The sequence below is a fragment of the uncultured Veillonella sp. genome (assembly GCF_905209685.1).
In the GTDB taxonomy this organism is placed as follows: Bacteria; Bacillota; Negativicutes; order Veillonellales; family Veillonellaceae; genus Veillonella.
In genome coordinates this window covers 1-12,436 of the sequence record NZ_CAJLUB010000044.1, presented here as the reverse complement: position 1 = coordinate 12,436, position 12,436 = coordinate 1, and the positions used below count along the sequence as shown (strand labels likewise).

The window sequence follows — 12,436 nt, the reverse complement described above, 5'->3', positions numbered from 1 at the left end:
AAAAATAGAGAGTTTACTAATAATTCTTTACGTTTTTACATATAAATTTATAAAAGTATGGTATACCATACTTTTTTCTTTGTCATAACATATATTTCAGCGGTAACAAAATGGGGAGGTTGCCAATATGTTGCAGGTCATTAAACGGGATGGTACAAAGGTACCTTTCGACAAAAACAAAATTGCTTTGGCTATAGAAAAAGCTGAGCATAGTAGTACAGGGTTGTACGAAGAGGGGTTGGCACAGCGTATTGCTGATGAAATTGAAGAATATGCTACAAAGCTCCAAAAAGACATGACAATTTATGCTATTGAAGATCAAGTGTATTATAAGTTGATTGAGTATCATAATCCTGCAACGGCACGTGCCTATGAAGGTTACAAAGCTGTTCAAGCTTTTAAACGTCGTCAAAATACTACTGATGATGATGTAATCGGTTTATTAGATCGCAGTAATGTCAGCGTTCTCGATGAAAATTCTAATAAGGATGCTGCCATTGTATCTACACAACGTGATTTAATCGCTGGTGAAGTATCTAAGGATATCGCTCGCCGTAAATTAATTCCTACAGATATTTTAGAAGCCCATGATAGTGGTGCTATCCATTTCCATGATATGGATTACATTATCCAACCTATGTTTAACTGTTGCTTGATCAATTTGGAAGATATGCTAACAAATGGTACGGTTATCAATGGTAAGAAAATTGATACACCTAAATCCTTCCAAGTTGCATGTACAGTAACAACGCAAATTATTGCCCAAGTTGCATCTGGTCAATACGGCGGTCAAAGTATTAATGGTATCGATCGCATTTTGGCGCCATTCGTACGTAAATCTTACGAAAAAATCCTTAACAATGTTATTGAAGAACAAGTTGAGATTTACGGGATGGAACCAAATATGGAAAAAGCCCGTGAAATTGCGTGGAAACGTACGCGTAAAGAGGTTAAGGATGGCATCCAAACTATCCAATATCAAATCAATACATTGATGACTACAAATGGTCAATCTCCATTTGTTACATTGTTCATGTATTTTAAACCTGATTATGAATACGCTAAAGAGGCTGCTCTTATTACAGAAGAGATCTTGCGCCAACGTATTAAGGGTGTAAAAAATGAAGCTGATGTATATATTACGCCAGCATTCCCTAAATTGATTTATGTTCTTGATGAACATAATGTAACGCCTGATAGTCCATATTACTATTTAACTGAACTTGCTGCACAATGTACGGCTAAACGCATGTATCCAGATTACATTTCCGCTAAGAAGATGAAGGAAAACTATGAAGGTAATGTATTTAGCCCAATGGGATGTCGTTCTTTCTTATCTCCTTGGAAGGATGAAAAGGGGAACTATAAATTTGATGGTCGCTTTAATATGGGCGTTGTAAGTTTGAACTTACCTCAAATTGGCATCTTAGCTCGCGGTAGTGAAGAAAGATTCTTTGAAATTTTAGATAAACGTCTTGAATTAGCTGAAAAAGCATTACTATTACGTTACAACTTATTAAAGGATGTAGTGAGTGATGTATCGCCAATTCATTGGCAACACGGTGCTATTGCGCGCCTAAAAAAAGGAGAAAAAATCGCTCGCTTCCTTACTGGTGGTTATGCAACGATTTCTCTTGGCTACATCGGTATTTATGAAGCAACTCGATTGATTACTGGTGAGTCTAACACAGGTGAAAAAGGTCGTGTATTCGCCATGAAAATTATGGATCGTTTAAATGATGCTATCAATCTATGGCATGATAAACATAATCTTGGCTTTGGTTTATATGGTACACCTGCTGAAAGCTTAACAAATCGATTCTCTTCTCTAGATCGTGCTCGCTTTGGTGTAATTGAAGATATCACCGATAAAGGATATTATACTAATAGCTATCACGTTAATGTTCGTGAAGAAATCAATGTATTTGATAAGTTTAATTTTGAATCTGAATTCCAAAAGAAATCGACTGGCGGTTGTATTTCCTATGCGGAAATTCCGAATATGACTAATAATATCCCAGCTGTTTTGACTATGATTCAATATATTTATGATCATATTTCTTATGCTGAATTCAATACCAAGTCTGACTATTGTCACGAATGTGGTTTTGATGGTGAAATTAAGGTAAACGAGAATAATGAATGGGAATGCCCACGTTGCCACAATACAAACCGCGATAAATTAACTGTAATTCGTCGTACATGTGGTTACCTAGGTGAAAATTTCTGGAATGAAGGGCGTACGAAAGAAATCAAAGATCGTGTAATGCACATTTAAAATTATTAGAATTATAGTTTCTATAAATACATGGTAAAAGCTGTGCTTAAGGCACAGCTTTTACTGCGTTTGTAAGAAATAGAAATATATCTATATGGTGTTAATCAAAGTTGATAATCACTATTATGGAGGTAATTATGAGATATGGGCAAATAAGACAATATGATATTGCCAATGGGGAAGGTATTCGTACATCTATATTCGTAACTGGTTGTACACATTGTTGCTATAACTGTTTTAATGAAGAATACCAGAATTTTAATGCCGGTAAGGAGTGGACTCAATCTGAAACTGATTTAGTTGTATCCTATGTGAAAAGTCCAACATGCTCAGGTTTAACCTTGTTAGGTGGGGAACCGTTCCAAAATGTACAAGGTTTATTGCCGGTGGTGCGGGCAGTTCGTGCGGCGGTACCAGAAAAGAAAATTTGGGCCTATTCAGGTTATACAATAGATGATATCTTAGAAGATGAGTTGAGAAGCGCTTTATTACATGAAATTGATATTCTCGTAGATGGTCGCTTTGTAGATGAACTCAAAGATCCCGCATTGCGATTTAGAGGATCATCTAATCAACGTATTATAGATGTTAAGAAAACATTAGAAATAGGCGAAGTCGTATTAGCAATGGAGTAAGTATGGCATTTGATAAACGTTTAATAGGCCTCATAATTATCGTTGGATTTATAGCGGGATTGGTAGGGGCTTCTTATACACATTTATTACATGGTATTCAGCACTTTGTATATCATTATTCTGCTGCTGATCATATGAGTTTTGGCGCTGCTGTAGCTCGTGTATCTCCAGTAGAGCGATTGATACCACTGATTATTTGCGGTCTTATAGGCGGTGTCGGTTGGGTACTTATTCACCGATATGGTAAAGGTGTTGTAGATATTAAAACGGCTGTATATGGTAAGATGGATATGAATCCTATTACTACTGTTTTACATGCAACCTTACAAATTATTACGGTAGCTATAGGTTCACCTTTAGGGCGAGAAGTAGCCCCTCGTGAAGCAAGTGCGGGGATTACAACTTTTTTAGTTAAGCACTTTGACATAAAACAAGAAGATCGCCAATTATTGATTGCTTGTGCAGCAGGTGCTGGTCTTGCGGCCGTTTATAATTCACCTTTATCGGCAGCGATTTTTACGTTGGAAACATTGCTTCTTACATGGAATATACGCGCTATGAGTGCTGCTCTTATATGCTGTGGATTAGCAACCTTTGTAACGAGACAGGCAGGTGTAGGGGATGTTATTCAATATACAATGGCTCAACCTAGCTTGGGTAGTCATTATGTTGAATTCTCCATTGCCTTGGGTGCTATTGTTGCCTTAGGTGTAGTTTTATTTAATATTACACAAAGTAAGTTACCGGCTATTCATCGTAGCAGTCCTGTTATGATCCCCATATCTATCGTAGCCTTTACACTTATTGGTGCGTTAGCTATGTATTTTCCTGAAATACTTGGGAACGGTAAAGCTGGGAATGAATTGACCTTTACCAATGATATTACTTGGACCTATGCATTGGGTTTATTTGGTTCTAAGTGGATAGCAGTACTACTTGCATTAGCGGCAGGTGCTTATGGTGGTCGTATTACTCCATCTATGATGTTGGGGAGTACGCTAGCCATAGTATTTGGGACTCTTTGGTCTATTGCTGTAGCGCCTATATCATTGGGGATGGCTGCCTTTATCGGTGCCGTAGCATTTTTAGGACTCGCACAAAAAATGCCTATGACCTCATGTGTATTTATGCTTGAGCTTTCAAGATTTTCTGTAGAAATGTTGTTCCCTATAGCGTTAACTATGGGTACAGCGCTTATGGTAGAGCAGATTATTCAGTCAAAACTAAAGAGTGATAAATAGTAATCTAAACACATGGATGCTTCCCTGTATTTTACAGGGGGCATCCATTTTGTTTTTTTCTGGATCCTTCTATTGTTGTAATAGTTAATATATTCTTCTATCGCTACTACAAAAGTATTAAATGATGAATATTCTTTTCAATAGAATAATTTAATAGTATATATAAGAATATCGAGGACTGTTCGAGTGACGGTGCCTCGATATTTTTTGTATATCGAAAAATTGATAATTTGAACGCATAATTATGTGAAAATAAAATGAAAAAAATTTTACTTATACAGTAAAATGTGGTATTTTAGTTATATAATTTTGAGAAAATCGATATAGTCTCAGTTTGGTTATTGAAATTTTTATGTAAGTGGATATAGTTAGTTTAATTTATAGGAGTAAGATTGATGAATCGAGTTTTTAAAGTAATTTGGAATCGTACAAAGGGGTGTTACGTAGTCGTAGCGGAAACGGCAAAGAACATGACGAAACGTTCTTCTTTGTCGGTTGTATTTTCTAAAATGGTAGGTGCTACTGCGCTTGCCGTCATGTTGACGGGCGTTATGATGCCTACGGATGCTTTGGGGGCACCGATTAAAAATGGTATCGGAGCGCAGGCCTCAAATAATGGTGGTATCGCTATTGGTGATATAACTAATGCACTTGGTGATTATAGTGTAGCCATCGGTAACGGTGCAAAAGCAGCCGGTGAAAGTACTGTAGGCACGAATATCCCGACAAGTACAGTAGCTATAGGTCAAGGGGCACAAGCTTTGGAAAACGGGGATATCGTTATCGGTCGTTCCGCAAAGAGTATTGTTTCTACGCATCATGGTAATCCTGGATCCGGCGCTGTTGTTATGGGGGCGGATGCTGCTTCCTACGGTGCTCGTGGTGATGTGGCTATCGGTGCATCTGCGGAAACAAATGTAAAAATTAAGAATGATGGCGGTACTGTTAACCCTAAATATGCGCAAGGTGTAGCTATCGGCAGCACTGCAAAAACTTATGGTACACAGTCTCTTGCTCTCGGTGCAGATACAAGAGCTATTGGTAATTCATCTGTTGCCATCGGCGGTGATGATATCGATATGGCTCGTACTGAATTGGAAACAGCTGTGCCTCAATTGGCTGCAGGAAACGGTATTAAAAAGAGCTTTAACAAGGAAATTGAAGATAAATTCGCCGGCACTCTTGGTTCGGCATCTATTAATGTAAAAGGTAAATATGCAAATACGGCGGCTATCGGTGATGCAACTACGGCTATCGGTACATTGAGCGAAGCCTATGGTACAGGCTCTACAGCAATCGGTATCAACTCTTTGACTAAAGGTGTAGCCAGCACCGGCATCGGTATCATGACACGTAGTTGGGGAACAAATTCTCTTGCTCTTGGTACGCAGGTTGGTGCTTACGGTGATCGTTCATCCTCTATCGGTGATACGAACCAGGTCGGTTTAGATATGAAAGACGGTTCTAAATCCGGGAAAGAGTCTGCTGCTGTTGGTTCCAAGAATACGATTTACGGTAATCAGGCGTATGCTATCGGTGCAGGAAATACCATCGGTTCCGCTACTGTTATGACCACGACGGAAGCAAATGGTAGTGGTGCAGGTGCCGATCAGGATAAAATTACAACTGTTACAGACGGTACTGTTAAAGGTAATATGTCAGGTGCATTCGGCTATAAGAACAGTATTACGGCCGATAATTCTTATGTAGTGGGCAGTAACTCCAATGTTTCCGCTGATGGGGCTATGGTTCTCGGGAACAATGCTTCCGTGACGGCGAAAAATGCTGTGGCTCTCGGTAATAATACAAAGGTAGATAATGAAAGTGCTGTAGCTCTGGGGACCGGTTCTGAAACGGCAGCAGCTGTAGCGACACCTTCCGCAACCATTAACGGGGCTGTACATAACTTTGCAGGTATTAATCCGGCATCCACTGTAAGTGTCGGCAAGGCAGGCATGGAACGGACAGTTACTAATGTAGCGGCAGGTCGTATTTCCGCTACTTCTACGGATGCTATCAACGGCAGTCAATTGCATGCAGTTACTTCGGAGATGGATAAGGGCGTGGCATATGCCGGTGATGTGAAAGCTGCATCGGCTACAGCTAATCAATTTACTCGTAAATTTGGTGAACAGACGAATATTATCGGTGGTGTGACTGATCCGACAAAACTATCCGATAATAATATCGGCGTTGTATCCAACGGAACGGATACATTAAATGTAAAATTAGCGAAAACGTTAACCGGTCTAGAAAGCGTTACTGCCGGCAGTACGACTATCAACAATGACGGCTTGACTGTAGGCGGTAAGACTTATGTAACGCCGAACGGTATCAATGCGAACAATCAGAAGATTACCAACGTGGCGGATGGTAGTAATCCTAATGATGCAGTTAACTATGGCCAGTTACAAAAAGCTATCAACGGTACTGCGAAGGCATCCACTGTGAAAGCAAAGGATGCGAATGTGACCGTAACGGAAGGTACGAATGCGAATGGCGGTAAGGAATTTACTGTCGGTTTAGGCAATAAAATTAATGTCGGTGCTGCCCACCCTGTAACTGTAGATGGTGATACAGGTCATGTAACAGGTCTCACGAATACGGATTGGAATGTGGATAATCCAGTGGCTGTATCCGGTCGTGGTGCTACGGAAGATCAGTTGAAGAAGGTTAACGACAAAGTTAATACGAATAGATCCGACATCGACAAAAATAAACAGGATATTGCGGGTAACAAACAGAACATCAATAAAAATGCCGGAGATATCGCCAACAATACGCAGAACATCAATAAGAATAAACAGGATATCTCCGATATCAATAAAACTCTTGAAAAAGGCTTGAACTTTGCCGGTGATACGGGTGCCGTAAGCAACAGAAAATTAGGTGATACAGTAACTATCAAAGGCGGTGCTGATGCAGCTAAATTATCCGACAATAATATCGGTGTTGTATCCGACGGTAACGGTACATTAAATGTAAAATTGGCGAAAGAATTACAGGGGTTAACGTCTACAACTTTCACAAACGGTGGTAATAACACTGTTATCAACGGTGACGGTATGACAATCAATCCTGCCGGCGGTAATAAGGTGAGCCTCACAAAGGATGGCCTCGATAACGGAGGTAATAAGATTACGAATGTAGCCGACGGTACGGATCCTAAAGATGCGGTTAATAAATCCCAATTGGATAAGGCGACAGCGGCTGCGACTACAACGGTGACAGCCGGTAAAAATATTATCGTTACACCTGGCACCAATGCGGATGGGTCGAAAAACTATGAAGTGGGTCTTAAGGATCAGGTGACAATGGGCACAGATCTGACAAAACAAGTGGCTATAGACGGCAACGCCGGCACAATCAAAGCCGGCGATAAGGTTGAAATCGATGGTAATAAAGGTACTATTAAAGCGGGCAATGTAACGATTGACGGCGAAAACGGTACCATTAAGGCCGGCGACAAGGTAACGATCGACGGCAAAGACGGCAAGATTGCGGCAGGGAAAGTTGCTGTTGACGGTAAGGACGGCTATGTGACAGGTCTGGAAAACAAAGATTGGGACCCTGATAATATCTCAAGCGGTCGTGCTGCTACAGAAGACCAGTTGCAGAAATCTCACAAGACCTTGGATAATAAAATTACCAACTTGGGCGATGAAATCACGAAGAAAGGTATGGATTTTGCCGGTAATACAGGCGAATTCCATCGTGATTTAGGTCAAAAGGTTACCATTAAAGGTGAAGGTACAGAAAATGATGATAAATATTCCGGTGAGAATATTAAGACCGTAGCCGAAAATGGTAATGTTACGATCAAGATGGCGAAGGATCTCAAGACTGACAGTTTAACTACCGATAAGGTGAAAGTCGGTAAAAACGGCAAAGACGGCGTATCCATTACAGGACCTAACGGTGCTGACGGTACGGACGGCAAGGTAGGCATTGCCGGCAAAGACGGTAAAGATGCTGTATCCATGTCCGGTAAAGACGGTGTCGGTCACATCGGTTTAAGCGGTAAGGACGGCCGCAATGCGGATATTACCGTTGATAAAGGCGATCCTGACCTTAACGGAAACGAAATCACTCGTATTAAATATCGGGATGAAAACGGTAAGACACATCAGATGGCAACCAAAGATGATGGTATGAAGTACGGTGGTGATACCGGTACGGTTATCAAGAAACAGCTTAACGAACAGGTGAATGTAGTCGGCGGCATTACCGATGCCAATAAGTTGACCTCAGAAGATAATTTGGGTGTCGTATCCGACGGCAACAATAACCTTAAGGTTCGTATGGCGAAGGACTTGAAAGGTCTAGAAACCGTAACGACTAAGGACGCTGACGGTAATACAACCGTTATGAACAGTGGCGGCGTGACAATCACTCCGGCCGGCGGCAATCAGGTGAGCCTCACAAAAGACGGTCTCGATAACGGCGGCAATACGATTAGTAATGTCGGTCCTGGCGTAAACGGTACCGATGCGGTTAATGTAAATCAATTGAAAAATGCTACTGGCGGCTTGTCAAATGCCATTAATGCGGTAGCGGGCGAAACGCAACGTGTGGGCGCTCATGCGGCGGCACTTTCAGCATTGAAACCTATTCAGTATGATCCGTTGGAACCGACTCAGGTGATGGCCGGCATCGGCAACTATCGCGGTGAAACGGCGGCGGCTCTAGGCATTGCACATTACACGGCGGAAGATACCATGTTCCATGTAGGGATGTCCGTAGGTAGCCACCATAACATGGTGAATGCCGGTGTAACTCGTAAATTCGGCACTTCCGATGCGAAGAAAGCTGTTCCTGAACGTTATAAGGGCGGTCCTATCAGTTCTATTTATGTGTTGCAAGATGAAGTAACAGCGTTGAAAGCTGAAAATGCACGTATGCAAGAAAGCCTCCATGAGTTGTCTTCTGTTAAGGATGATAATGCACGTATGCAAAAACGTATTGATGAATTATCCTCTGTGAAGGAAGATAATGAACAAATGAAGGCTCAAATTGCATTGTTGATGCAACAAGCAGGTCTTACAAAATAATCGAATCTGAATATTCGAGTTCTTCATGGCTCATGTAAGGATTGTGAAAGCCGCCCTTCGGGGGGCGGCTCATCATAAGGAGGATGTATGAAATTCAAAAAAATTATGCCTGTATTGGCGCTTGCTTGTGTATGTGCAGTTGGTCAGGCGGATGCGGCTCGGGATACTTTGATGATGCCAGAACAACCAGCTGAACCATTAAACGTGATTGAAGCAGAAGTGGCTATTCCTGTACCTAGCGAAGAAGTTCGTGAAGTAGTGAATGCTTTCACACAATTCCAATTGGATCAAAAAGATAGATATATCATGGACGACTCTCGTATTATGAAGGGCCAAGAACGGTACCGCAATAATGCATTGTATTATATGAACGTTCGTCGTAGCTGGTACATTGTGAGTCATCGTTATAAGAAAGACAGCTATGCACGCATGGCGTTAGATCGTTTGTATAATGATTATAAAGACTTTTTTATTAATCATGTGACTGTGTCTGACGATGAAAAAATGGACTATGCACAACAAATCATCGATATCTTGGATCGCAATACGGCCAATGTACATGATGATGAATTGCGTTTCTACATGAATGAAATGGTTATCTTTAGCTTGAAAGAAGCTATGAAAGACGGCAACAATCGCGTGAAACCTGCCGAATAAGAAGACATTTCTAAGATGATGGAAGAACATCGTAGGGTGGATCTTCGACAAGCGATTTATGCACCAACAATTCAATAAAATTTAGACCACATAAATTATGAAAGCCGAGGCAGTGATTGCCTCGGCTTTTGTTATTGTCTTTAGACTGGTTCGCGACGTAGTCGCGAATCATAAAACCACCCGTTTTACGGGTGGTTCTGATTATTTGTGCAAATTTTATTGTATATGTGATTATACGATTTTGGCGTTTTTATCGTATTCCTCGCCACCTGCATCAGGAAGCATACCGTACTCAATAGTCCATAAGTGTTTATATTTTAAAGCTTGATTGTGAATACGTTCGATTTGAGTTTCATCTGTGCGAACAATACGAGCAGGAATACCTACGACTAAAGAGTTAGGTGGGATGACAGTGTTTTCTTTTACTACCGCACCGGCTGCAATAATAGAGCCAGAGCCAATATGACAACCACTTAATACAATGGCACCCATGCCAACTAACACATTGTCTTCGATTGTACTAGCATGAACGATGGCACCGTGGCCGATTGTTACATAATCGCCAAGGACGCATGCTTTATCGTCGTCTACATGTAATACAGAGTTGTCTTGTACATTAGAGTAACGACCTACTACAATCTTGTTTACGTCACCACGAAGTGCACAGTTTTGCCAAATAGATGCATATTCTTTGAGTTCTACATCACCAGCAAGTTCTGCACCGGGCATTACACAACTTTTAGTATCTAATTTTGGATATTTTCCATGAAATGGTAACATATGACACTCCTAATTGATTAAACAATTTCAAGAAGGCGTTGAGCCTTACGAATAGACATAATAGCTTCGTTCATTACTGTTTGAACAATTGTATGAGCTGGTTCGATAGCTACAAGACGATTCAAGGCTTGACCAACTTGTACGGCGCCGTTTACTACATCGCCATCAATAGCGGCGCGTTTATTAGTACCTTGAGACATTTTTGTGCGCTCTTCAGGTGTAGTAACACCATCAGTTTCTGCTGCTAAATAGCGAGTCGTAAATTCATTTTTTAAGCTGCGAACGCCGCCGTGTCCAGAGAGAAGACCAGTTACAACAGAATCAGTATCTGTTGCTTTGATAATTGCTTCTTTCATATTTTGATGTGCTTGGCATTCTTCTGCTAATAAGAAGCGAGAACCCATTTGTACACCTTGTGCACCCATTAATAAAGCTGCGGCAAGACCACGACCATCAACGATAGAGCCTGCTACAACAACTGGAATACTGATTTCTGGCAAAATATTTTCCATTAAAGACATTGTTGTTTGGCTACCAATATGACCACCAGCTTCCGTACCTTCTACAATCATCGCATCAGCACCAGCTTCTTCAATACGTTTAGCCAATTTAAGGGAAGGTACTACAGGGATAACCTTGATACCAGCCTCTTGGAGCGGTTTGATATATGGTACAGGATTACCAGCACCAAGTGTTACGAAAGCAGGTTTTTCTTGGATGATAACATCTACCAACTCGTCTTTATTAGGAGCCATCAACATAAGGTTAACACCGAATGGTTTATCAGTTAATTCTTTGCATGCACGAATTTCGTTGCGAGTCCATTCTGCATCACGACCACCGAGGGCGATAACGCCTGTTGCACCAGCGTTTGCAACGGCAGATACTAATTTGTGTTCAGATACCCAAGCCATAGCACCTTGGATAATAGGATATTCAATTTGTAAAAGTTCTGTTAAAGCTGTTCTCATAAATCCTCCTATGATAACAATATAAATGACGATTTCTCTGACCGATATTTCATATTAAGATCGTGAAGTTCTTATTATGATTATATCGCATAGAGAAGTAAGTGTTCATAAGTACATACTTATATAATAAGTTATTAATTAAGTTCTTTTAGAATATATAATATAACAATATTCTCTTCTATATATAATAGTATAATATATAAATTATGTACACCTTAGGTCTGATTTTAGTTAATACTTTAAAAACTATCGGTATAATAATGGCCATTATTTATATTAATAGATATATTGACAGATAAGTAGCAATAGGGAAAGGGATTGAGGTAAATTTAGGTCATAATCGGTCTAAATGATAATACATTTCAAATTATAATGTAGCACAAATCCGCATATTATATATGCTTTTTAAATATTAGAAAAATGAGAAATTAAGAAAATGAGTATTGAAAAGTTTCGATATCTTTGATATACTACATTACAGATAGAGTATCTGAATTATAAAAGATAAATATTAAACAATAATTTTCAAGTGAAGGAGGAAATACTCATGGAAAAATACGTATGCGTAGTATGTGGTTGGGTTTATGACGAAGCTGTTGAAGGCGTAAAATTCGAAGATCAACCAGCTGATTATGTTTGCCCAATTTGCGGTGTTGGTAAAGACCAATTCGAAAAAATGTAATTGACTTACCAAAAAGACTATCTTGAGTCCGCTTAAGATAGTCTTTTTTATTTGACAAAGCACTATGTCATGTTTATAATATTATGAGTCGAGGTAAGATTATGAAACTGCAAGTAGAGCAAGCAAAAGAACATATAGGAA

At 40.1% G+C, this 12,436-nt stretch carries 7 protein-coding genes and 2 pseudogenes; 6 read left to right on the top strand and 3 right to left on the bottom strand.

Features of this window, described 5'->3' with window-relative positions:
• The first annotated feature begins 127 nt into the window (after positions 1-127).
• The 3 genes from nrdD (at position 128) to QZ055_RS04835 (ending at position 4,154) form a co-directional block, all read left to right on the top strand.
• The gene (gene nrdD, locus QZ055_RS04845; RefSeq protein WP_295825007.1) at positions 128-2,278 is read left to right on the top strand and encodes an anaerobic ribonucleoside-triphosphate reductase; all 2,151 of its coding nucleotides are present in this window, start codon (positions 128-130) and stop codon (positions 2,276-2,278) included.
• A gap of 137 nt (positions 2,279-2,415) precedes the next feature.
• Positions 2,416-2,913 carry an anaerobic ribonucleoside-triphosphate reductase activating protein gene (gene nrdG / locus QZ055_RS04840; RefSeq protein WP_295825005.1) on the top strand — a complete coding sequence of 166 codons (498 nt, stop codon included), beginning with the start codon at positions 2,416-2,418 and terminating at the stop codon, positions 2,911-2,913.
• A gap of 2 nt (positions 2,914-2,915) precedes the next feature.
• Entirely contained in the window at positions 2,916-4,154 is a 1,239-nt protein-coding gene (locus QZ055_RS04835) for a chloride channel protein (RefSeq protein WP_295825004.1), read from the top strand.
• Here QZ055_RS04835 and QZ055_RS09420 read toward each other — a convergent pair.
• Positions 4,127-4,276: pseudogene (locus QZ055_RS09420) on the bottom strand (IS3 family transposase); the annotation flags it as partial. The gene QZ055_RS04835 and the pseudogene QZ055_RS09420 sit on opposite strands and share 28 nt — an antisense overlap.
• Positions 4,277-4,549: 273 nt before the next feature.
• Between QZ055_RS09420 and QZ055_RS04830 the strand changes: the two are divergent.
• A complete protein-coding gene (locus QZ055_RS04830) occupies positions 4,550-9,205 on the top strand; it encodes an ESPR-type extended signal peptide-containing protein (RefSeq protein ID WP_295825002.1) in 4,656 nt (1,551 codons plus the stop codon).
• 87 nt (positions 9,206-9,292) lie between these two features.
• Positions 9,293-9,940 (top strand): annotated as a pseudogene (locus QZ055_RS04825) (hypothetical protein).
• A 153-nt stretch (positions 9,941-10,093) separates the two neighbouring features.
• Here the strand turns inward: QZ055_RS04825 and QZ055_RS04820 are convergent.
• A complete protein-coding gene (locus tag QZ055_RS04820; protein WP_295793507.1) occupies positions 10,094-10,642 on the bottom strand; it encodes a gamma carbonic anhydrase family protein in 549 nt (182 codons plus the stop codon).
• A 17-nt stretch (positions 10,643-10,659) separates the two neighbouring features.
• Positions 10,660-11,613 (bottom strand): nitronate monooxygenase, encoded by a 954-nt coding sequence (locus QZ055_RS04815; protein WP_295824999.1) that lies wholly within the window; start codon positions 11,611-11,613, stop codon positions 10,660-10,662.
• A 547-nt stretch (positions 11,614-12,160) separates the two neighbouring features.
• On the opposite strand from QZ055_RS04815, the gene QZ055_RS04810 reads away from it, so the two are divergent.
• On the top strand, positions 12,161-12,295 hold the full coding sequence (locus QZ055_RS04810) for a rubredoxin (protein WP_004693422.1): 135 nt from the start codon (positions 12,161-12,163) through the stop codon (positions 12,293-12,295).
• Positions 12,296-12,436 lie beyond the last annotated feature (141 nt).